This is a genomic window from Streptomyces sp. NPDC002130 (genome assembly GCF_040296465.1).
Taxonomy (GTDB): Bacteria; Actinomycetota; Actinomycetes; order Streptomycetales; family Streptomycetaceae; genus Streptomyces.
The window spans coordinates 1-21050 of sequence record NZ_JBEOXI010000149.1 but is presented as its reverse complement, the minus strand read 5'-3'; the positions used below and the strand labels follow the sequence as shown (position 1 = coordinate 21050).

Here is a 21050-nt window from a genome sequence, read left to right as displayed (position 1 = left end):
GAAGCCGGTCCAGTTGCTGCCGCCGTCGGTGGAGTATGCGCCGTCCTGCGCGCCGCCACGGCCGACGCGGACCATCATCGTGGGCTTGGACTGGGCGAAGTCGATGTCGGTGCTGTTGGTCATCATCGGGTTCTTCAGCCGCCCGGAGGGCACCTTGGTCAGGGAGTCGTGCCGGAAGCCGCCCTGGTCGCCCATGGAGGTGATGACGATGGCGCCGCCGGGCGGGGCGATCGCGTCCAGCAGGGCGGTCTCCTCCAGCCCTCGGGCGCCCATGCTCCAGCGGCTGGTGCCGCCGCTGTCGGAGGCGCCTGCGTTCTTGCTGCGCAGGATGCCGTTGCCGGTGCCGTACAGCACGTGCCCGGAGTTGAAGGGATCGATGGCCAGGGCGGTCATCCAGTGCCCGGTGTGGGTGCCGACGTAAGGAGCGGCGGAGGCGTTGCGCACCGACTTGTCGGCCAGTGCCCTCCAGTTGGCGCCGCCGTCGGTGGTCCGGTAGATCTCGTCCTCGGGCCACCAGCGGCCGAGGGTGGTGACCATCACCGTGGAGGGCTTGCGCGGGTCGACGGCCAGACCGGAGAACCCGTAGTCGCCCTGGGACGGGGAGATGTTCTTCCACGCCCCGCGGGCCGGCGTGTACTTCCACACGGAGCCCGCCGTCACGCCGTTGGGTCCGAGGTTGTTGGTGTACGTCAGGTACAGCGAGCCGTCACCGGAGAGCACGCCGTGCTGTGGCAGTTGGCCGGTGGGCTGCCCGGAGACGGCCTGCCAGGTGCTGCCGCCGTCGGTGGAGCGGTACAGGGAGGTGGACCTGTCGTTGACGCCGACGTAGATCGTCTTGCTGCCGGCCGGGCCGTACGTCACGAAGGAGATGCCCGCGCCGCTGCCCGCCCCGTCCTTGACGGGGAACGACGAGACCTGGCGCCATGTCACACCGTGGTCGGTGCTGCGCCACAGGCCGTTCTTGCGGGTGCCCAGCAGCAGGTTGCCGTTGTCCGCGGGGTCGACCACGAGCCGTTCGCCCGCGCCGCGGCCGTCCTCGTTGGCGCCCAGCTTGAACGGCAGATCGGTGCGCTTGAAGGTGCGGCCCCGGTCGGTGGAGCGCAGGATCGCGCCGTTGCCCGCCCAGTCGTTGGTGTAGGTGCCCGCCCCGAGGTAGAGCCGCTTGGGGTCGACGGGGTCGGTGGCCACCGAGTCGATGCCCAGGAGGTTCCAGTCCTTCTCGCCGATCCAGTCGGTCAGCGGGATCCACTGCTCGGCGGCGGTGTCCCAGCGGTAGGCGCCGCCCATGTCGGTGCGCGCGTACAGCAGGCCTTTCTCCTTCTGGTTGAACACCAGACCGGTGACGTAACCGCCGCCCACCACCTGGGCGTTCTTCCACACATACGGTCCGGCCGACGCCTTGGTCAGCGTGCCGCCGGTCCCGGACGCCTGGGCCGCGCCCGTCTTCACCAGCTTCCACTGCTGGTTGCTGCCGCCCTTGGCGGGATACTGGACAACCGCCGCGCCCTGGGCGGTGGAGCCCCCGGAGGCGTCCAGGACCTGACCGCTCCTGCGGGAGGTGAAGGTGACGGCGTCGGAGCCGCTCACATCGCTGATCCGCCACTCCTGGGAGGCGGAGGAGGTGTCGGTCTGCTGCTCCGCGGCGGCCCCTTGAGCGGTCGAATTGCCCGCTATGCCCAGCACCTTGCCGCTGTTGCGGTTCACCAGCTCGTAGTAGCCGTCACCGGTGGGCTTCAGCCTCCACTCCTGGTTGGCGGTGTTCTGGTCGGTCCACTGCTGGATGCGAGTGCCGTCGGCGGTGGAGAAGGCGTCGACGTCCATCACCTTGCCGCTGTGCACGGAGACCAGCTGGTAGTAGGCATCGCCGTCGACCGTCGCGGCCTGCGAGTCCTCCTGCACGAACAGGAGGTACGGCACGACGACGGCGGGCACACCGAGCAGCAGGACGGTGGTGGTCCAGCGGCGGCGGTGCCGCCCGCGGCGCCTGCCGCTCGTGGGGTTGTTCATGGGGAGGCGTTCTCCTTGCATACCGTTCACCAGAGGAAGGCGAATCCGGGCACCGCAGTGGCCGGATCCGACCCCTTGTGGTCACAGGCGCCCCACAAGGTTGCCGCGAGCCGGGAACTTGTTTGCGGACTGCACGCGGCCGACCTGACGACGCACTGCACGGGGTCATGGCGACCTCGTACATCGGTTACCTGGACCGGCGACGCGAGGGGGCGGAGCCCGGCGGTCGGTCGTAGGGGCGGCACAGGCGTACGGGCCCGGCCTCGACTTAGACGTCGCTTCTTTTGACGGCTCTTGGTCGAGCTGTGCAGGGATACTGCTGTGGTGCTGTTGACGTGGATCGCTGAGGTAGCGGACGAACCTCTGGTGCTGGAGCCGGCTGACCGGCGGGTGGAGTGGGAGACCAACACCTGGTCGCTGGGTACGGCTGACGAGGACAGGAGTTCGCTGTCCGTCGCCGACGTGGTGGCTGCCTTCGAGCGGACTGCTGCTGCCATCCGGGAACGCATCCGCGATCTGGGCTTCTCCGGGGTGGCGACGTTCTACGTATGGCACGACAAACAGGCAGGACAGCTCCGGTGCTCGACCGGTTCTGTGCCCCGGGATGCGTTGCCGTTCAGAGGCAGCTATGTGGCTTCCGACGACCTCGGTCCGGTCGTCGAGGGATTTCTGGCCGACAGCGAGCCAGGCTTCATCGCCTGGTCGGACCTGGACGACGCGCAGAGCCTCTCAGAACAGACCGAGACCGAGCCGGAGATCAAGCCCCTCGGTGTCTGGGTCAGCAGCGTCGGAGCCTCACACTGACTGGTGATGCCCGTCCACACGGACGAGTCGGCGGTGACAGATGAGGGCTGCGGCTATGCCGGCGAAGGCAAGGAAATGTTCTGCCTTGCGTTCGTAGCGGCGATGGAGCCGACGGCAGCCGGCGAGCCAGGACACGGTCCTCTCGACAACCCATCGGTGGCGGCCAAGCCGCTGCGAGGGCTCAATCCCTTTGCGGACTACGCGATGGCGGATGCCCCGCTTGCGGAGCCACGGCGCAGGTGGTCATAGTCGTAGCCCTTGTCGCCGTGCAGCTTCGACGGGCGGCGGCGACGGGGTCCGCGGGGAGAACGAATGGGCGGGATGCCACGCACGAGGGGCTGAAGGCCCTGGCTGTCGTGCATGTTGGCAGCCGAGATGCCCAGCGACAGTGGGAGCCCGTTCCGGTCCGTGATCAGGTGGATTTTCGATCCCAGCTTGCCGCGGTCGGTCGGATTCGGTCCGGTCAATGGCCCCCTTTTGCTGCCCGGAGGCTGACAGAGTCGATCGCGCACCGCGACCAGTCGAGCTCACCGCGGGCGCCGAGTTCGTCGAGGACGACACGGTGGAGCCTTGCCCAGACGCGGGCCCGGCTCCACTGGGCGAACCGCCGGTAGACCGTCTGCCAGCTCGGACCGAACACCGGTGGAAGTTGCCGCCAGGTGCAGCCCGAGGTGGCCACGAAGATGATTGCGGCCAGGGCCTCGCGGTCACGATCACGTCGCCGCGGGACACCCAGGACAGCGAGGTGCGGATACTTGCCCGCACCTCGCTGCCCTTGCCTCCGCAGGGGTCAGTCGGCCGATGGCGGTGTCTTCGGTGCGCGCAGCAGGGCGCCGATCGCCGCGGCGACAACGACGACACTCACGGCGATCAGGGAAGCGGACAGACCGTCCATGAAAGCGCTCTTGACGCCGTCGGCGAGGGCCTCACCCCGGGCGCCGAGTTGGTCGGCGACGTAGAGGCCGGCGGCTGCCGAGTGGCGTACGGACTCGGCTGCTTCGGCGGGGAGTTGGGCGACCGAGTCGGGCAGGGAGGGTCGGTAGTGGCTGCCGTAGATCACGAGGGCGGGCGCGGCCTGCTGCTGGTCGCGCAACTCGCCGAGCACTGCGATCGGGCCACCGCCGGAGACAGCGGGACCGAAGACTTCCAGGACGGCGTAGCCATGGTGGTCGGCTCTCTGGATGTGGGTCGGAGCTAGCCGAGCCTCTGCGCACGCCGTTCGGCGCCGAGGCGGGCGTAGTGGTCGATGAGGTCGGGGTTGTCCACGGCGGCCGGGTTGACGACCTGCTCGACCGGGGCGCCCTGGAGCAGGCGTTTGATCGGGACTTCGAGCTTCTTGCCAGTGCGGGTGTGCGGGATGGCCGGCACCTCGATGATCTCGTCGGGGACGTGGCGGGGTGAGGCGCCGGTGCGGATGGCCTCGCGGATGCGGTCGCTCAGCGCGTCGTCCAGTTCGGCGCCGGCCGCGAGGACCACGAACAGGGGCATCCAGTAGCCGCCGTCCGGCTCCTCCGCACCGATGACCACGGCTTCGGTGATCTCGGGAAGACGTTCGACGGCATCGTGGATATCGGCGCTGCCCAGCCGTACGCCGTTGCGGTTGAGCGTGGAGTCGGAGCGGCCGTGCACGATCACCGAGCCATGGGAGGTGAGGGTGATCCAGTCGCCGTGCCGCCACACACCGGGATAACTGGAGAAGTACGCCTCGCGATAGCGGGCACCGTCGGGATCGTTCCAGAAGTACAGCGGCATGGACGGCATCGGGCGGGTGACGACCAGTTCGCCGACCTGGTCCACGACCGGGAAGCCCTCGGCGTCGTACGCGGCCAGCGCCACGCCCAAGTGAGGTGAAGACAACTCGCCTGCCCAGACAGGGGTGTTGGGCGCGCTGCCCGCGAAGCCGGACACCACGTCCGTGCCGCCGCTGATGGACGCCAGGAGCACGTGGTCGCCGACGTGGTCGCGGACCCAGGGGTAGGCGGAGGCCGGCAGGGCGGAGCCGGTGCAGCCGACCACTCGGATCGACGACAGGTCGTGGACGGACGGGTCGATGCCGAACTTGGCCATGCCCAGCAGGTACTGGGGACTGGTGCCGAAGACGGTCACCTGGTGGCGGTCCGCCAGCTTCCACAGGAGGTCCGGCTCGGCCAGGGGCGCCGGACTGCCATCGTACGTGCAGGTCGTGGCGCCCGTCAGGAGGGTGGAGACGACGAGGTTCCACATCATCCAGTGGGTGGTGGTGTACCACAGGAGACGGTCGCCGGGGCCCAGGTCGGACTGGAGGGCGAGGGTCTTGAGGTGCTCCAGCAGGACACCGCCGTGGCCGTGGACGATGCCCTTGGGCAGGCCGGTCGTGCCGGAGGAGAAGACGACCCAGAGGGGGTGGTCGAACGGCACGGGCGCCCACGTGAGTTCCTCGGTGCGCGTCGCCGTCTCCTCCCACGGGAGGACCAGCGACGGGTAGGTGGCCGACAGTCCGGAGAGGCCGACGTGGTCGACCAGTACGGTGGCCTTCAACGTCGGCAGAGCTCGGGCCAGTTCGAGGGTGGCCTCCCGGCGGTCATGCGTGGTGCCGTTGAACAGGTAGCCGTCGGCGGCGATCAGCACGGTGGGTTCGAGCTGGGCGAAACGGTCGGCGGCGGCCTTGGGAGCGAAGTCCTGCCCGCATACCGACCACACGGCCCCCAGGCTCGCCGCGGCAAGGAACGCGACGATCGCGTGCGGCGTGTTGGGCAGGTAGCCGACGACGCGGTCGCCCTGCCCCACGCCCAGCTCGCGCAGGGTCGCCGCGACCGATGCGACCTGGGCGCGCAGGCGGCCTCCGGTCACCTCGTACCCGGAACCCGTCTCGTCCAGGGCGACGATCGCCGGGTCGTCCTCCGTGAGATCGCGCAGGGCATGGTGGGCGTAGTTGAGGGTGGCGCCGGAGAACCAGCGGGCACCGGGCATGGTCTCCTCGGCCAGGACCCGCTCGTGCGGCGTCTCCGCGTCGATGTCGAAGTACTCCCACACCGCTCCCCAGAAGCCTTCCAGGTCGGTGACCGACCAGCGGTGCAGGGCGGAGTAGTCCGAGAGGTCGGCTTCGACGCCCCGGTGCCGGGCGGCCCAGCGGCCGAAGTCGGCGATCCGGCTGCGTGCGGCGGCTTCCGGGTCCGGGGTCCAGAAGGGACGGCTGTACGGCGTGGTCATCGCGCGGAACTCCTCGACAGGGGTGCGGATACGGGCTGTTCGACGGGCCCGCGGGTGGTGCACAGCAGGGGCGCCCAGGCGGCGGTGCCGGTGAAGTGGCCGCCGCCGGTCGGGACGACGTCCATCACGACGCGATCGGGGCGCAGCAGGACGGCGTCGGCACGGCCTGCGCGCAGCCAGGCGGCGAGGTTGCCGTCGTCGCCGGTCTCGTGTACGTCGACGACCCGGGCGCCGAGTCCGTCGGTGAGCGCACGCAGTGAGGGCGGCAGCGGGACCGCGGTCAGCACGGCGAAGGAGTCGCCGAGGACGTCATCGAGACGGACATGTTGTCCACCTTCGGTGGTCACCCTGGGCTGCGGGCAGAAAGTCCCGCCGAGCCGGCTGCGGCGTACGAGCGGACCAACCCGCAGCGGGCGGCCGAGGTCCCGGCTCGCCCTGTCCGTCACCCCGGGGATGCGGCAGGCCGCGGCGACGGCGGTGCGGCGCAGGGCGGCCGCGCGGTCCTGGCCGCCGGTCATGGCCCAGCCGGTGGCGACCGCGAGGCGGATCACACGGCGGGCGTGGGGCTTGCGTTCCCGCTCGTAGGTGTCCAGCAGCCCTTCGTCGGCGCCCTGCTTCAGGACGCGGGCGAGCTTCCAGGTCAGGTTGTAGGCGTCGCGCAGCCCCGAGCACAGGCCCTGTCCGACGAAGGGCGGGGTGAGATGGGCGGCGTCGCCGAGGAGGAAGACGCGGCCGAGGCGCCAGCGGTCGGCGATGCGGGCCCGGAAGGTGTACCGGGCCTGCCGGATGACGTGGAAGTCGTCGGCAGGGGAGAGGCGGGAGAGGTCCACCCAGGGGGCGACCAGCTCGCGCAGTCGCTCCCACCCGTAGGGGCCGTCGAGGCCCTCCCCCGCACGGAGCCGGAACTCCCAGCGGTAGCGGTCCTCGCCGATGCGCATGAAGGTGGCCGGGCGGTGCGGGTCGCAGACCTGGTCGACGCCTTCCCAACAGCGGACGGCGGCTTTTGTCGTCACGTCGATGACGGTCCAGTGTTCCTCGAAGCGCAGGTCCTCCCACCCCGCGCCGATCGCGTCGCGGGTGAGGCTGCCCGCGCCGTCGCAGCCGAGCACGACGTCCGCGAGCAGCAGGTGCTCGCCGTCGTCGTCGCGGTAGGTGACGCGGACCGGTCCATCGGCAGGCTGCTCGACCGCCGTCACCTCGACCCCGCCCCGCAGCTCGCACTCCGGGCGGCGGGCGAGTGCCTCGCGCAGCAGCCGCTCCAGCTCGGGCTGGTCGAACATGCTGGTCTGCGGGAAGCCGTGGTGGCCGTGCGGGGACCGCGGGAACTCGGCGATCACTCGGTGCCGGGCGTCCAGCAGCCGCAGTCCACGCGCGGGACGGGCGATGGCGGCGAACTCGTCGGCGATTCCGGCGACCTGGAGGATCCTGCGTACCTCGTCGTCGGTGGCGACGGCACGCGGCAGGGGGTAGACGTCCTGGTGGCGTTCGAGGACGACGGTACGCACCCCACGCCGGGCGAGCAGCAGGGCGGCGGTCACGCCGACGGGCCCGGCGCCGACGATTACCACGGGTACGTCTGCCGAGTTGTGCTGGACGGTCATGTGCGGCTCACTTCGGGTCTCAGTGCGCGTCGGCCACGGGCGTGCGCTGCTCGCCCAGGTCGATCCGGCCGTCCGGCGTGGCGATGGAGGCGGTGACGAGATCGCCGTGCCGCAGGTAGTGGGGGTTCTTGGCCTGGGACTTGAAGAACGCCTTCCACTTCACCGCGGGCGGCAGCAGCGCACCGATCTTCTCGACCGGCTTCGGCGGGGCCTTGAGGGCCGTACCGCCGGGGGTGCCGGTGAGCAGCAGATCGCCGGGGTCGAGGGTCTGGAAGCGGGCCAGGAGGGTGAGGGCCTGTGCCGGGAGGACGATCATGTCGGCGAGGGTGCGGTCCTGGCGCAGTTCGCCGTTGACGGACAGCTTCAGCCGCAGGTCGAGGAGGTGGGCGAAGTCCTCAGGCTCCAGCAGGGCGAGGTACGGCCCGGTCGGAGTGAAGGTGGGGTACGACTTGCTCTCGTAGAACTGCGTCTTGGTCAGCTGGACCTCACGGGCGCTGACGTCGTTGGTGACCACGAGCCCGGCCACGTACGACGGCAGGTCCCCCTCCTCGACGACCGTGCCGATGGGCAGCGGGGCCCCCATGACCAGGCCGAGTTCGATCTCGTAGTCGAGGAACTTCACATGGGAGGGGCGGACGATGGCCTCGCCCGGGCCGCTGACCGAGCCGGACGCCTTGCGGAAGAAGGCGGGCGGGATGTCGCCGGTGAAGCCCGAATCACGGGCGTGGCTGCGGTAGTTGACCATCTGGCAGACCACCCGGCAAGGCGTGGTGACCGGTGAGAGGACGACGAGGTCGGCGACCGGCGTGCCTGCCTTACCCGAAAGTGCTGCCTCTCGTACGGCCGCACGGTCGGCGATCAGCTCGGCGGTGGTGACGGCCTTGGTGTCGACGGGGACGGCGCGCTCGGTGGGGGTCCCCCCCGCTCGAGCGGAGTCGAGAGCTTGGGGGAGGACGACCCACCAGCCGTCGGCGGTGCGCAGGACGTTGGTGCTCATGAGTTCATCGCTTTCATCAGGCCCAGGAGACGTTCGGGGTCCAGTTCGTTGTCGCCGCGCAGGGCGCGCAGCACCTCGCGGACCTTGGCGGGGGACGGGCTCGCGCCCAGGAAGTCCCGAGTGACCGGCGGACCCCACTGGGCCAGCCCGCTCGCCGACATCGGCGCCCAGCCGGGCTCGACGTCGCAGGAGAACAGGTCGCCGTCGGCGAAGTGCTCCAGCATGAAGTGGTCGGGGTCGCGCCAGTAGTCGAAGAGCTGGCTGCCCTGGATGTGCCGGCCGATGCCCCAACTGCGCTTGTAGCCGCGCTCGGCCAGGTACTTGCCGCCCGCTGCGATCGAGTCCAGGTCAGTGACCTGGTAGGCGGAGTGGACGTACCCCGTCCCCGGTCCCAAGTGCATCGCGAGCGTGTGGTGGTCGGCGGGCACGCTGCCCAGATCGCAACGGATGAACGCCATCGTCGGGCCGCGCCCGCGCTGCCCGTCCAGGAAGAGGAAGTCCGACACGATCATCCCGAGCGTGTCCAGATACCAGTCCAGGGCACGGGCGAACACCCGTGTCTCCAGCACCACATGACCCAGCCGCTGGATCCGGGACGGCTCCCGCGGTGGGCGCTGCGTGGCGTTGACACGACGGTGATCCGTGCCGAAGTTGAGGAGCAGCGGCCGCTGTCCCGGCAGTTCGGGGAGCTGTTCGGCGCAGTGCACGACCCGCACCGGGAAGCCGGACGGGTCGAGCAGGTCGACCACCTTGCCGCCGCCGGGCACGTCCGCGTCCCGTACGGCCGTCCCGGTCGCCCGCGCCAGCCGGTCCAGGTCGGCCCGCTCTGCCGCCCGGAACACCGGGCCGATGAAACGGGACGTACGACCGCGCCGGATCACCATGCAGGGCGGGCCGGCGAAGGTACCCCGCAGCCACAGCTCGCTCTCCGTGCGGGCGGCGATGCCGAACCCGAAGTCCCGGGCGAAGACTTCCGCCCGGGCCAGGTCGGGCTTCTCGAACTCCAGCCACGCCAGGTCCGCCACCTTGATCACGGGGTTCCGGGAGCGACCGGGATGTTCGCCGCGCAGGGCGCCCTGCTCGCTGTGGAGGTCCTGGTGGGGCGTCGCGACGGCGGCTTGGGCCACGCGCGTTTCAGACATGGTGCCCTCCGAGCAACATTGCCGTAATGAGGAAATCATCATCACTGACAGGATCCTCGTCAATAGGCAAGCCGCTATGAGATGAGGATTTCATCAGAACTGTGGCAGTGGTGGATTCCGCAGCTACACTCGGCTCATGCCCACGTCAGCCCCGCCCAGCAACCGGTTCGAGCGGCGCCGCGCCGAGACCCGCAGGGCACTCGTCCGCGCCGCCCGGCAGATCCTCGCCGAGACCGGGGACACCGGCGCCAGCATCCAGGCGATCGCCGAGCGCGCCGACGTCGGCTTCGGCTCCTTCTACAACCACTTCGAGTCAAAGACGGAGCTGTTCGAGGCGGCGGTGACGGACGCCCTGGAGGAGTTCGGCCAGACCTTCGACGAGCGGCTGACCGGGATCGACGACCCCGCGGAACTCGTCGCCGCCGGCTTCCGGCTCAGCGCCCGCATGGCCGAGTCCCACCCGGAGCTCATGCAGGTCCTGCGCCGCCGGGGCCTCGGCCACCTCCACTCGGAAAACGGTCTGGTCATCCGGGCTCTGCGCGATCTCCAGGTCGGCATCGCCTCCGGCCGCTTCACGTCCGTCGAGCCGGTCGTGGCCCTGTCCGCGCTGGGCGGGACCCTGCTGTCCCTGGTGGAGCTGAGGTTCGCCCGCCCCGACCTGGACGGCGACGAGGCCGCGGTGAACCTCGCCGAGATGGTCCTGCGCATGCTGGGCGTCCCATCGGACGACGCCCACGAGGTCGCCCGGCGCCCGCTGCCCGATCTGGTCTGACGATCTGGCACCGCAGGTGGGCCGCCGGCCACGCGAAGGAAGCGCGCCAATGGAGTGGAGTCGCGGCAGCGCATCCTCGACGCGGCGGCGGAGATTGCAGGCGAGCGCGGATACGAGCGCACGTTGGTGACCAGCTCGCTGATCACCAGCTCTGCGGTGTGCACCAGCTCGTCGTCCAGTTCCGCCTTCCAGCCGGCTACCGCGTCCACCGTCTGTCGGGCGAAGTACGGCTGGTCTGAGCTCGGTTGGGCAGGCAGGATCGGCGACGGCGGAAGGGCCCGTGGCAGATGGCCGAAGCACACAGTGAAGCAAGACGGATCGGCGACGCCATCCGTCGGGCACGGGTGTTACAGCGACGCTCGCAGAAGGACGTCGCCGCCGCGCTCGGCTACCACCAGTCCAAGGTGAGCCGTCTGGAGAGCGGCCGTGGCACGGAGGACAACCGTGTCCTGCGTGCCGTATCGCAGGAACTCAAGGTTCCGCCCGAGCGGCTGGGCCTCGCCTCTGCGCCCGATGCCTCCACCGCCGATCCTGAACCAGAAGACATGCACCGCCGTACCTTCGATGCGGATGGGCTGGCCGGTGAAGAGCCGCTTCATGGCCTCGCGAAGCGAAGTTGGACGATCCCGCAGGGCAGGGCGTCGACGCCGTACGCCCCATCCGCGACGAGATCGAGGACCGAGTCGAGTGACCGCAAAGGGGCTCCTGAATGCCTCTGCGGTGATCGCTCTACCTCGACTCAGGGCACACAGAGAGCACGCCACCCCCAAATTGGTCTAGACAACAAGCAAACCCCAGGCCATTGACCTGGGGTTTCATCATGGAGCGGGTGACGAGAATCGAACTCGCGCTCTCAGCTTGGGAAGCTGTGACACTTTAGGGCTGGGCAGAGGTCTGACCTGGGCGAACGGCTGGACTGCGGTCTATGCGGGCTGGTTTGCTTTCACCGTGGTTCCCTGCTGTTCCCCGCTCGTTCTGGTGCGCTTGTGGTGCGGACTCAAGGCGGCGCCCGTCGATGGCAGGATGGCCAGCTCCGTCAGCAGGCCACGACCTCGACGGGGCGGTGTCCAGCGGGCCCTTGAAGACAAGCCTGTTCCGGCGTCGCTGTATGGGCGCGGATGAAGGAGACAGTTGCGTGGACACCCTTTCGGTGACGCTGATCTCGGCGTTAACCTCCGGTGCCATCTCCATGGGGCTCGTGTGGCTGACCAGCCATCAGCAACGGCGAGATAGCAAACGCACTCAACGCGAGACTCAGAACCTCTCGTATCTCAACCCCCTCAGGTGGCACACCGCAGAAGCTCATCACCGGCTCTCGCTCTACGCCACTGCTGTGGACCGGCATGGCTTCTATCGACCGGCTCAGGTCCTCAACGAACCGCAGGAAGTCGACGGAAAGAGCCCCGCTTGGTTTGCCGGGACGGGCGTCGCGCTGGTTTCAAGCATCTGGATGACTTCCTGTCTGTTCGCCCAGATGACTCGCACGCGTCACGACATACCGTTCCTGCGCTTGCCGGGAAAGGATGACACGAAACTTTCCGCCCTGATATTGAAGGTCCACGTAGCTTTCGCCGCCTGTGACGTCTACTACGCGACGCAGTCAAGCATCGGTACCGACGTCTTTCTTGAACCTGAAGGACGACTCAGGAGCTATAGAGAATTTTGCGACCTCCTTTCGCAACCGGATCGGAGGGTGTGGGCAGACCCCCTCATCTGGTTCCACCTCGCCATCGCTAATGGTGAGCGCCGCCCCGACCTCCAGCGCGCCTTGGACGCGCTCCAAGAGTTGTCTGGGTTCCTCGACGAGGGCCTTGCCGGCGGCGCGTCCCTGCAAGCGCGCTGGGACGCGGAGCTCTAGGACAAGCCGCGGCGGCAGCCCGTGATGATGGCTGACAGGCCCTTAGCGTGGGAAGCTGAGGTGATCTTCAGGGCGTTGCAGTGCTGACCTGTGGTGGAGCGAGTTCGGCGTCCCGTTGATCACTGATCTGGTTTCCCGTGTTCCCCGTGGTTCCCCGCAGGATCTGGCACGGGTCTGGCACGAGCCTCTGCTCTCGGTGACGAGGCGTATGGCCGCGGCAGCTCCCCGTCTGTTTGCCTCATGGACGTCCAAGCTGGCACGTGCCACAGTCATCAGGTGGATTGGATGTCTCCGGCTTCGGCGTTGTTAGGGGCCGTCATCGGCGCAGGTAGCACGCTCTTGGCGCAACGCGGGCAGTGGCAGCAACAGTTGGCCGCGCAAGATCGGAATGTCCGCCGTCAGTTGTACGGCGAGTACTTGTCAACACTTCACGGAGCTGGCGAGCGCCTACACCAGCTTGCTGCACGGGTGAAAAGGCCAGGCCAAGACGCTCTCCTGGAAGCGGCCCACGATGCCTTCGGGGCCGACGCTCTGTACTCCTTGAGGGCACAGCTTGTGATCAGTGCCCCGGCACCGGTGGTGGAGCAAGTATGGGCATCAATGATCGCCATGCGCGACTTACGCGATTGCGTGGGGCGCGGAGATCTACTCGGCACTGACGCATACGCGACGGCTGGGCGAGCGGTAAGGGATAGCCAACAGTGCCTGCGCGACGTGATGCGCGCAGATTTGGCCGGCCGACGTCAGGTCCTCTAGTCCCTGGTCGTGCCTGCGACACCCGCTTTAGGAGTTCGATCCGAAGGGCTTCGCGGCGCTCGGATGCGAGGGGCGAGCGGCCGCCGCATGTCGTTCGTGGTTGCTGCTGTCTGCCCTCGTTGATGTCAGGTGTGGATGTCAGGCAGGGGGCTTGATCGGGTCCTCGGAGATCTGCCGCGCGAGCTCGTCGATGACCTGAGGTACGACTCGTTGAGCGTCTTCGTCCTGCAGTGCCCGGACGAGAGCCTGATGGACTGTCGCGTATGGATGCCCGGCGTGGGAGGCACGTGTTCGGTCGACGGCTCGTTCGATCTTCGCCAGATGGGCCGCCACTATCGGCATCGCCTTCTCGTACTCGCTTGGGTCCGTGGTCATGGGCACAGCCGATCAGCGGGGACCGATGTGGTCAAGGTCGGTAGGAGCCCTCAGCTTGGGAAGCTGCGAGCATTTGGCGCCTACCCGGGTAATGACCTGGGGGAACGCCCCGGTTGCTGCCTCCTCAGGCTGGACCGCTTTCACCGTGATTCCCTGCTGTTCCCCGCCTCATCTGGTGCGCTTGTGGTGCGGCACACGGCTCTGACGGACTGGCAGGCGCATCAGGAGATGGCGCTTGGACGCTCTGACCAGTCGACTGATGTCGTCGCGGGTCTTCACCCTGCGCTGGTCGAGTTCGGTCCTGCTGTCCGTCTTGGGCAGGGCCGTGACGTCCGCAAGTGCAGCTTCTGCCGCCTTGCTCAAGGCGTCGTCATCGGTGAGATCTGCACCCGGAGGAGGGCCTCTTGCGCGTTGGAACGCAGGTCGTATGCGCGGACTCGCACCACGCTGGGGTCCTCGTGTGGCGGTTGTTCGTGTTCGCAGAACCAGAGATGTACCAGGAAGCGGCGGTAGTTGATGAGTGCGCCAGCATAAGCGGAGTAAGCATCGAGTCGCTCCTGCCTTTTCGCGGGGGTTTCCCGTCCCAATGTGTGCTGAATGCGTTCCGCAGGGATGCCCTCCTGGCAAGGCGTCTGCTGCGGGCTGGAGGCAGTGACTGTTCAGGCAGCCTGGTGGGTCATACCCAGGTCTGACCCTGCGGTTCAGCTCCTGGTCCGACGCCCCGCAGGGGCGGCGAAGGCATCGTCGTCGGTATGACGAACCCGGAGACATCCATGGCCATCCCGGTCACGACGATCGGCGTCCGACTGCATGGCGCGTTGCCTGTGGAGCGGTTGGAGGCCACCGGCTTTCCCGGACGTTGGGTGGGCGGGTCTGCCATGGTGCTCGGCCCACTCCTGATGCTGACCGGCGCGTTGTTGCGGGCCCGCTTCCACTTCTTCTACCCCGATCAACTCGCCGCGTACGAGCGGCACCCCACCCTGATGGCCACCGCATACGGCCTCTTTGCCGCGGGCAGCCTGCTGCTCTGGCCCGCCGTGGCCGTGGTGGCCGCACGGATCGGGGCCCGCAGTGCCGGTTGGGGACTGTGGGGCGGGGTGCTGGTCATGTTTGGACTCTTCGCCCGCGCCTTCCACGCCGGAGTGGACCATCTGGCCTTTCAGCTCGTGCGTTCCGAGGGAGCTGGGCCCGCCACCGAAGCGGTCTCCGCCGGCTACGGCGCCTTCCACGTCTTCGCCACGCTGAACCTCGCCATCCTCTCCGGGTGGATCGTCCTTGCCCTCGGCGCCTGGCGCACCGGGGTGCTCGGCCCGGTCCGCGCTGCCGCACTCGGCCTCACAGCGGCGCTGCCCCTCGGCGTACTCAAGGGGACCACCCCCCTGTCGCTGGTGGCCCTGGCAGGACTGTGCGCCGCACTGGTGCCGCTGGGCCTGGTGCTACTGCGTGAAGCGCCCCGCCCCAGCCGGGCGGCGGTGCTGCGCTGGGTGCCGCTGACCCTGGTCACGCTCGGACTGATGGTGCTGCTCGGACAGGCCGGTTGAGTGCACACGTCCAAGTACGGTCGGACCATGAAGCCCAAGCGGCAGCGCCATCTCTACGCCCTCGACCTCTGCGCGGCCCTGGCCCTGACCGCCGTATACATCGGCTTCGCCCGGCTGACCGCCGACGACGGCCAGCCCGTCTACACAGGACCGTTCTGGCTCGGCTGTCTGATCGCCGCCGCTGTCGGCCTGCCGATCGCCGTACGCCGCCGTCGGCCGCTCGCAGTCCTGGTGACCGTGCTGGCCGCACTGACCACGGCGTCGCTGCTCGACATCCCCCGCGAGCCGTACGCCGCCGCCGGGCTCGCCGCCTACCTCGTCGGACTGGCCGAACCCACCCGCCGGTCCGTGCCCGCACTCGCGATGACGCTGCCGGTGGCGGGCGGTGCCGTGTATCTCGGCGAGGCGGTGGTCACTCCCGCCGAATACGGGCGGGGTGCCGTTGGAGTGGCCGGTCTCGTGCTCCTGGTGATCGGCGGGGCCTGGGGCGCGGGGTTCACCGTGCGCAGCCGCCGGGCTGGGGCCGTCCGGGAACAGCGGCGCCGGTCGGAGCACGCACTGGCCGAGGAACGCCTGCGGATCGCCCGGGAGTTGCACGACATCGTCTCGCACAACCTCAGCCTGATCGCTGTCAAGGCGGGTGTCGCCGGGCACGTGGCGGAGGCCGACCCGCAGGAGGCGCGGGCCGCCCTCAAGGCCATCGAGGAGACAAGCCGTTCCGCGCTGGCCGAGATGCGGCGCACGCTCGGCGTACTGCGCACCGAGGGCGCACCCCTGGGGCCTGCACCGGGCCTCGACCGCCTCGACTCGCTCGCGGCCGAGGCGAACCGGGCAGGGGTGGACGTCGACCTGACGGTGCGCGCCGCGGAGGCTCTGGCCGAGGGAACCCAACTGACCGTCTACCGGATCGTCCAGGAGTCCCTCACCAACGCGGTCCGGCACGCCGCCCCGACCCGCTGCCAGGTCACCGTCGAGGCGGATGAACGAGAGATCCGCATCGACATCGCGGACGAGGGACCACCGTCCGCACCCGGGCATCCCGTCCGCGAACTGCCGGGCGGACACGGACTCTTGGGAATACGTGAACGGGTGATGATGTACGGCGGCAGCTTCGAGGCGGGCCCCCGGCCGGAGGGCGGCTTCGCGGTGTCCGTCCGCCTGCCCACCGAAGGGAACCAGCAGCCATGACCGACGTGCCCCCGGTCCGGGTACTGATCGCCGACGACCAGGCGATGGTGCGCGGCAGCTTCCGGGTCCTCGTCGACCACACGCCCGGCATGACAGCCGTGGGCGAGGCCGCGAACGGAGCGGAGGCCGTCGAACTCGCCCGCCGTGAACGGCCGGACGTCGTGCTCATGGACATCCGCATGCCGGACCTCGACGGCATCGAGGCGACCCGGCTGATCTGCTCGGACCCGGTGCTGTCCGGCGTCCGGGTCCTCATCCTCACCACCTTCGACCTGGACGAGTACGTCTACGCCGCCCTGCGCGCCGGCGCCGCGGGCTTTCTGCTCAAGGACACTCCGCCCTCAGAGGTCCTCACCGCCGTCGGCGTCGTAGCCGCGGGCGAGGCACTGCTCGCTCCCTCGGTGACCCGCCGCCTGATCGCGGAGTTCGCCCGCCGCCCGGAGCCTGCACGCCCACCCAGCCGCTCGCTGGACGGAGTCACCGACCGGGAGTTGGAGGTGCTCGGCCTGATCGCGCGGGGGTTGTCCAACACGGAGATCGCAGAGCACCTCCATCTGAGCCTGGCCACGGTCAAGACCCATATCGGACGCTTGCTCACCAAGCTGCGTGCGCGCGACCGTGCCCAGCTCGTGATAGTCGCCTACGAGACCGGGCTCGTGGGCGACAGCCGACGTGGAGTGTGACGTTGGGACGGCCCTCATCAGAGGCCCGAGGTGCACACCTCATGGGTGCACGGTCCGATGCGACCGGAGCAGCTGGCCGGCCTTCGCCGCCGAGACGTCGACCTGGACAACCTCCGCGTCCGCGTCCGCGTCCGTGTCGCCGAGCCCGAGCGAACGAACGGCAGACGCGCTCCCGGCGAGACCAAATCCGATGCGGGCATTCGCACGGTCGTCCTCCCGGCCTTCCTCCACAAGGAAGTGAAGCGGCACCTCGCTTGGTACGCCGAGCAGGGACCCGAAGGCCTGTTATTCGTGGGGGAGAAGGGCGCCCCCTTCCGGCGCACCTCCTTCGGCCGGAAGTGGCGCCGTGCTCGCGCGGTCGCCGGCCTCCCGGACGGCTTCCGCTTCTACGACCTCCGCCACAACGGGCACACCCTGTCGACCCGCTCCGGCGCCACCCTCAAGGACACGATGGTCCGTGCCGGGCAGTCCTCCGAGAAGGCCGCGCTGATCTATCAGCACTCCGACGAGGAGCGGCAGCGGGAGGTGGCCGCCGGGCTCGACGACCTCGTGCGCGCCGAGCGTGCGAAGTCCCACAAGGACAGCCCCGCGCACCACAGTGAGGAGGCTGCCGAGAGCTAATGGTGCGGTTATGGTGCGCGACCGGCCCACCGGTCTAGACAACAAAGAACCCCCGGGTCTCTGACCTGGGGGTTTCATATGGAGCGGGTGACGAGAATCGAACTCGCGCTCTCAGCTTGGGAAGCTGATGTTCTACCATTAAACTACACCCGCGTAAGACGCCGACCGAGTCGGTGTCCGAGCGATCGCCACTTTACCTCATGTCAGGCCCCCGGTGTTGATGCCGCGGGGCCTGAGGGCGTTTCAGGGATGGGATGCGGCTGCGGGGGAACGGAGTTGGGGCGTACGGTGGGAGGGCGTGAGAGGGCCCGGGCGGGACCGGAGTGCCGCCTGTAAGGCCGTCCCTTTGATCCCGTACTGTGGCTTTTGTCGTCAGGCAAGCAACAGCCAGACGCGGCTCTTGGGGAAGGGACTCTTGGACTTGATGGAGCGCACCGTCGTCCGTTGTGCCGATGGGCACGTGTTCAGCACCGCTTCGTTCCCGATGCAGCAGGCCGAGCGGCTCGGCCCCGGGCGGCTGCTTCGGTGCCCGCGATGTGCGCGGCTCCGGAGCGTGGTGCCCGTCAGCTATCAGAAGCGGTAGCGGCGGCAACAGCTGCAGCGGCGGCAGCCGTAGCAGCAGGTGACGGACACAGCAGCAGACAGCAACAGGCACAAGGCGCGCGGAGACGTCCGGTTGTGGTCGCTCCGCGCGCCTTGCGTATCCTCGGGACGTGCTTCTCTCAGACAAGGACATCCGGGCCGAGATCGACGCCGGACGGGTGCGGATCGATCCGTATGACGACGCGATGGTGCAACCGTCGAGCATCGATGTGCGGCTGGACCGCTACTTCCGGGTGTTCGAGAATCACCGGTACCCGCACATCGACCCCGCCATCGAGCAGGCCGATCTGACCCGGCTCGTGGAGCCGGAGGGCGACGAGCCGTTCATCCTGCACCCCGGGGAGTTCGTCCTCGCCAGCACCTACGAGGTCATCACGCTGCCCGACGACCTCGCCTCCCGCCTCGAGGGCAAGAGCTCGCTGGGGCGGCTGGGGCTGGTCACGCATTCGACGGCCGGCTTCATCGACCCGGGTTTCAGCGGGCACGTGACCCTGGAGCTGTCCAACCTCGCCACCCTGCCCATCAAGCTCTGGCCGGGCATGAAGATCGGGCAGCTGTGCATGTTCAAGCTGAGCTCGCCCGCCGACTTCCCGTACGGCAGCGAGCGGTACGGGTCCCGGTACCAGGGGCAGCGCGGGCCGACCGCCTCCCGGTCCTTCCTCAACTTCCACCGGACCCAGGTGTGAGCGACATGAACACCGATGCCGTACGCGAGAACCTGACCTACGAGAAGTTCGGCGTCGCCGTGCGCGAGCTCGCGCAGGCCATCGCCGACGACGGCTACCAGCCCGACGTGGTCCTCAGCATCGCCCGCGGCGGCGTCTTCGTGGCCGGCGGGCTCGCCTACGCCCTCGACTGCAAGAACATCCACCTGGTGAACGTGGAGTTCTACACCGGTGTGGGGACGACCCTCGAGATGCCGGTCATGCTCGCGCCCGTGCCGAACGTGATCGACTTCTCGCAGAAGAAGGTGCTGATCACCGACGACGTCGCCGACACCGGCAAGACGCTCAAGCTGGTGCGCGACTTCTGCCTCGACACCGTCGCCGAGGTGCGCAGCGCCGTCGTCTACGAGAAGTCGCAGTCGCTGGTGAAGTGCGAGTACGTGTGGAAGCGCACCGACGACTGGCTCAACTTCCCGTGGAGTGTCGAACCGCCGGTGGTGCGTCGGGCGGGGCAGGTTCTCGACGCCTGACCAGCCAGATCAGAGACAGAGAGAGGGGCTCCCCGTGGGGAGCCCCTCTCTCGTATCCGCTGAGCCTCAGACCGTGCCCAGCTTCACGATCGACAGCAGCGCGATCAGCTGGATCGCCGACGCGCCCAGCGCCTTCGGCCAGGGCAGGTCGTGGGAGCGGCCGACCATGAGGGTCAGCAGGACGCCGCCCGCGACCCACGTGGCCCAGCCCAGCAGCTGGACGAACATCGCGTCGCCGCCCGCGAACATCGCGAAGACCAGGCGCGGCGCGTCCGTGAGGGACATGATCAGCATCGACAGGCCGACCGTGGGCTGCCAGGCGCCGTCGCCGCCGAGCTGGCGGGCCAGGGTGTGGGTCACCACGCCCAGGACGAACGCGCTGAGCACCATCGCCACGGCCGTCGTCAGGACGATCGGCACCGCGTTCGACAGTGTGGCGTTTATCGCATCCTTGCGGGCGCCGTCGAAGCCGAAGACGGCGAGCAGGCCGTAGAGGAACGTGACGATGAGGGCCGGGCCCCACATCGAGTAGTCCCGCATCTGCAGGAACGTCTGGCTGGGGGCGAGGACGATCCCCCGGAGCAGGGCCTTCCAGTGCAGGCGCGGGCCGACCGGGCCGGGTGCCGGGGCCGCCGAGCCGGCGCGGTAGGTGTCGCCCTGGGTGTAGGGGTCGTCGCCGACCGAGAAGGCCTGGGTGTGGCCCGGGTTGTTCGCCGCGTACGGGTCGGCCGGACCCTGCGGGCCGGGCGGGTACGCGCCGTCACCGAAGTACTCCGGCTCGCCCCGGCCGCCGTAGCCGCCGCCGTGTGCGGCGTTCGGCTGCGGCCACGTGGGGCCGCCGCCGTTGCCGTACGGCTGCTGCTGCGGGTACGGCTGCGGCGCCGGCGGGGAGCCGTACGGCGGTCCCTGCGGCGTCTGCTGCCCGTACGGAGGGTTGTGCGGTCGCGTCTGAGGAGCGCCGTTGTTCCGGCCGCGTCCGATCCTGAATCCAGCCACGTCTTCGAACGTACCTGGTCCCCGGCGGTGGCGTGCCGGGCCCGGGCTTCCGGGCCCGGCTTTGCGGCCGAGCTGTGACATCCCTTAAGGGGAAGGGGCTTTGGGCGTCCGTGGGGTGTCGGGGTTGGGCCGTAAGGGCCTCGCCCGGGTCCGCCGGAGTGGGCCCGGCGGATTCGCCCGGGCCCACTCGGCCGGCGTCAGTCGGGGAGGGCGCCGCCCAGTTCCGGCAGGACGATCGCGCCGGTCTTCGTCGGGACCGTGCTCGTGCCGGGCATGAGCAGCGCGCCGCTCGCCGCGCCGACGGCCAGGTCGGCCCTGCCGTCGGCGGTCAGGTCGCGCAGGCGCAGGGTGTAGCCGAAGGCGGTGTGGGAGTCGGCCGGGCCGAGCACCGTCTGGGCGATCCACGAGGAGCGCGCGCCGCTGAGGCCGCCGGAGCCGCCGCGGAACACGTGGACGCCGCCCTGGTCCTGGTCGCCCGCCACATCCTCGTGCGGGACGCCGACCGCGAGGTCCGCGTAACCGTCGCCGTTGGTGTCGGCGGCCGAGATCGCGTAGCCGAAGTCGTCGCCCGCCTCGGGGCTGCCGGAGACGCCGGAGGTGGCCTGGGTGAGGGTGGCCGAGGTGCCTGGGCCCGACGACGTGCCGCGCCAGATCGTGACCGCGCCCTTGCCGTTGTCCTTGTCCGGCACGCCGAGGACGATGTCGCCGTAGCCGTTCTTGTC

17 protein-coding genes, 1 tRNA gene and 6 pseudogenes are annotated in these 21050 nt (G+C 69.2%); 12 read left to right on the top strand and 12 right to left on the bottom strand.

The genetic code is table 11. The features are described from left to right. Positions 1-2007: RICIN domain-containing protein (locus ABT116_RS25990; RefSeq protein ID WP_351638323.1), on the bottom strand; the 2007-nt coding region annotated here is incomplete at its 3' end. 321 nt (positions 2008-2328) lie between these two features. Here ABT116_RS25990 and ABT116_RS25985 point away from each other — a divergent pair. Continuing rightward, positions 2329-2811: a hypothetical protein gene (locus ABT116_RS25985; RefSeq protein ID WP_351638320.1), complete on the top strand. Its 483-nt coding sequence runs from the start codon at positions 2329-2331 to the stop codon at positions 2809-2811. On the opposite strand, the pseudogene ABT116_RS25980 reads toward ABT116_RS25985, so the two are convergent. The 6 genes and pseudogenes from ABT116_RS25980 to ABT116_RS25955 form a co-directional block, all read right to left on the bottom strand. After that, positions 2803-3532, bottom strand: a pseudogene (locus ABT116_RS25980) (IS5 family transposase); the annotation flags it as partial. The gene ABT116_RS25985 and the pseudogene ABT116_RS25980 sit on opposite strands and share 9 nt — an antisense overlap. Positions 3533-3601: 69 nt before the next feature. Further along, positions 3602-3916, bottom strand: coding sequence for a hypothetical protein (locus ABT116_RS25975; protein WP_351638318.1), 315 nt, complete (start codon positions 3914-3916; stop codon positions 3602-3604). Between the two features lie 89 nt (positions 3917-4005). Beyond that, positions 4006-6000 (bottom strand): acetoacetate--CoA ligase, encoded by a 1995-nt coding sequence (locus ABT116_RS25970; RefSeq protein ID WP_351638315.1) that lies wholly within the window; start codon positions 5998-6000, stop codon positions 4006-4008. Next, positions 5997-7601 (bottom strand): bifunctional 3-(3-hydroxy-phenyl)propionate/3-hydroxycinnamic acid hydroxylase MhpA, encoded by a 1605-nt coding sequence (gene mhpA, locus ABT116_RS25965; protein ID WP_351638312.1) that lies wholly within the window; start codon positions 7599-7601, stop codon positions 5997-5999. The genes ABT116_RS25970 and mhpA overlap by 4 nt, the downstream gene beginning before the upstream one ends. 19 nt (positions 7602-7620) lie before the next feature. Beyond that, entirely contained in the window at positions 7621-8598 is a 978-nt protein-coding gene (locus ABT116_RS25960) for a fumarylacetoacetate hydrolase family protein (RefSeq protein WP_351638309.1), read from the bottom strand. Beyond that, positions 8595-9740 (bottom strand): VOC family protein, encoded by a 1146-nt coding sequence (locus tag ABT116_RS25955; protein WP_351638307.1) that lies wholly within the window; start codon positions 9738-9740, stop codon positions 8595-8597. Before ABT116_RS25955 ends, ABT116_RS25960 begins: the two co-directional genes overlap by 4 nt. A 136-nt stretch (positions 9741-9876) precedes the next feature. On the opposite strand from ABT116_RS25955, the gene ABT116_RS25950 reads away from it, so the two are divergent. The 5 genes and pseudogenes from ABT116_RS25950 (at position 9877) to ABT116_RS25935 (ending at position 12370) form a co-directional block, all read left to right on the top strand. Beyond that, positions 9877-10512, top strand: coding sequence for a TetR/AcrR family transcriptional regulator (locus tag ABT116_RS25950; RefSeq protein WP_351638304.1), 636 nt, complete (start codon positions 9877-9879; stop codon positions 10510-10512). A 54-nt stretch (positions 10513-10566) separates the two neighbouring features. After that, a pseudogene (locus tag ABT116_RS50940) lies at positions 10567-10692 on the top strand (TetR/AcrR family transcriptional regulator); the annotation flags it as partial. Between the two features lie 107 nt (positions 10693-10799). Next, positions 10800-11093 (top strand): annotated as a pseudogene (locus ABT116_RS50935) (helix-turn-helix domain-containing protein); the annotation flags it as partial. A 32-nt stretch (positions 11094-11125) separates the two neighbouring features. After that, positions 11126-11203 (top strand): annotated as a pseudogene (locus tag ABT116_RS50930) (phosphotyrosine protein phosphatase); the annotation flags it as partial. A gap of 444 nt (positions 11204-11647) precedes the next feature. Then, positions 11648-12370, top strand: coding sequence for a hypothetical protein (locus ABT116_RS25935; protein ID WP_351638302.1), 723 nt, complete (start codon positions 11648-11650; stop codon positions 12368-12370). Between the two features lie 894 nt (positions 12371-13264). On the opposite strand, the gene ABT116_RS25930 is transcribed toward ABT116_RS25935, so the two are convergent. Beyond that, positions 13265-13501 (bottom strand): hypothetical protein, encoded by a 237-nt coding sequence (locus ABT116_RS25930; RefSeq protein ID WP_351638299.1) that lies wholly within the window; start codon positions 13499-13501, stop codon positions 13265-13267. A 168-nt stretch (positions 13502-13669) separates the two neighbouring features. Beyond that, positions 13670-14088, bottom strand: a pseudogene (kilB, locus tag ABT116_RS50925) (plasmid transfer protein KilB). Between the two features lie 165 nt (positions 14089-14253). On the opposite strand from kilB, the gene ABT116_RS25920 reads away from it, so the two are divergent. The 4 genes and pseudogenes from ABT116_RS25920 to ABT116_RS25905 all read left to right on the top strand — a co-directional run. Next, entirely contained in the window at positions 14254-15042 is a 789-nt protein-coding gene (locus tag ABT116_RS25920) for a hypothetical protein (RefSeq protein WP_351638294.1), read from the top strand. A gap of 27 nt (positions 15043-15069) precedes the next feature. Beyond that, positions 15070-16230 carry a sensor histidine kinase gene (locus tag ABT116_RS25915; protein ID WP_351638291.1) on the top strand — a complete coding sequence of 387 codons (1161 nt, stop codon included), beginning with the start codon at positions 15070-15072 and terminating at the stop codon, positions 16228-16230. Next, the gene (locus ABT116_RS25910; RefSeq protein ID WP_351638287.1) at positions 16227-16913 is read left to right on the top strand and encodes a response regulator; all 687 of its coding nucleotides are present in this window, start codon (positions 16227-16229) and stop codon (positions 16911-16913) included. The genes ABT116_RS25915 and ABT116_RS25910 overlap by 4 nt, the downstream gene beginning before the upstream one ends. A gap of 48 nt (positions 16914-16961) precedes the next feature. Further along, a pseudogene (locus ABT116_RS25905) lies at positions 16962-17534 on the top strand (tyrosine-type recombinase/integrase); the annotation flags it as partial. Between the two features lie 79 nt (positions 17535-17613). On the opposite strand, the gene ABT116_RS25900 reads toward ABT116_RS25905, so the two are convergent. Continuing rightward, positions 17614-17687, bottom strand: a tRNA-Gly gene (locus ABT116_RS25900). Positions 17688-18247: 560 nt separating this feature from the next. On the opposite strand from ABT116_RS25900, the gene dcd reads away from it, so the two are divergent. Together dcd and ABT116_RS25890 are read left to right on the top strand one after the other, a co-directional pair. Beyond that, positions 18248-18823 (top strand): dCTP deaminase, encoded by a 576-nt coding sequence (gene dcd / locus ABT116_RS25895; protein ID WP_053670409.1) that lies wholly within the window; start codon positions 18248-18250, stop codon positions 18821-18823. A gap of 5 nt (positions 18824-18828) precedes the next feature. Next, positions 18829-19332, top strand: coding sequence for a phosphoribosyltransferase (locus tag ABT116_RS25890; protein ID WP_351638284.1), 504 nt, complete (start codon positions 18829-18831; stop codon positions 19330-19332). 66 nt (positions 19333-19398) lie between these two features. Here the strand turns inward: ABT116_RS25890 and ABT116_RS25885 are convergent, their stop codons facing one another. Further along, positions 19399-20409 (bottom strand): Yip1 family protein, encoded by a 1011-nt coding sequence (locus tag ABT116_RS25885; RefSeq protein ID WP_351638281.1) that lies wholly within the window; start codon positions 20407-20409, stop codon positions 19399-19401. Positions 20410-20525: 116 nt separating this feature from the next. Next, positions 20526-21050, bottom strand: a 525-nt coding sequence (locus tag ABT116_RS25880; protein ID WP_351638279.1) for an FG-GAP repeat protein, incomplete at its 5' end; no start/stop codon positions are given.

Excerpts from the sequence above, each read along its gene's own strand:
- ABT116_RS25950 (WP_351638304.1), top strand. The coding sequence starts at position 9,877 with ATGCCCACGTCAGCCCCGCCCAGCAACCGGTTCGAGCGGCGCCGCGCC.
- mhpA (WP_351638312.1), bottom strand. The coding sequence starts at position 7,601 with ATGACCGTCCAGCACAACTCGGCAGACGTACCCGTGGTAATCGTCGGC.
- ABT116_RS25955 (WP_351638307.1), bottom strand. The coding sequence starts at position 9,740 with ATGTCTGAAACGCGCGTGGCCCAAGCCGCCGTCGCGACGCCCCACCAG.
- ABT116_RS25915 (WP_351638291.1), top strand. The coding sequence starts at position 15,070 with ATGAAGCCCAAGCGGCAGCGCCATCTCTACGCCCTCGACCTCTGCGCG.
- ABT116_RS25885 (WP_351638281.1), bottom strand. The coding sequence starts at position 20,409 with ATGTCACAGCTCGGCCGCAAAGCCGGGCCCGGAAGCCCGGGCCCGGCA.
- ABT116_RS25910 (WP_351638287.1), top strand. The coding sequence starts at position 16,227 with ATGACCGACGTGCCCCCGGTCCGGGTACTGATCGCCGACGACCAGGCG.
- ABT116_RS25960 (WP_351638309.1), bottom strand. The coding sequence starts at position 8,598 with ATGAGCACCAACGTCCTGCGCACCGCCGACGGCTGGTGGGTCGTCCTC.
- ABT116_RS25920 (WP_351638294.1), top strand. The coding sequence starts at position 14,254 with ATGACGAACCCGGAGACATCCATGGCCATCCCGGTCACGACGATCGGC.
- ABT116_RS25930 (WP_351638299.1), bottom strand. The coding sequence starts at position 13,501 with ATGACCACGGACCCAAGCGAGTACGAGAAGGCGATGCCGATAGTGGCG.
- ABT116_RS25890 (WP_351638284.1), top strand. The coding sequence starts at position 18,829 with ATGAACACCGATGCCGTACGCGAGAACCTGACCTACGAGAAGTTCGGC.
- ABT116_RS25970 (WP_351638315.1), bottom strand. The coding sequence starts at position 6,000 with ATGACCACGCCGTACAGCCGTCCCTTCTGGACCCCGGACCCGGAAGCC.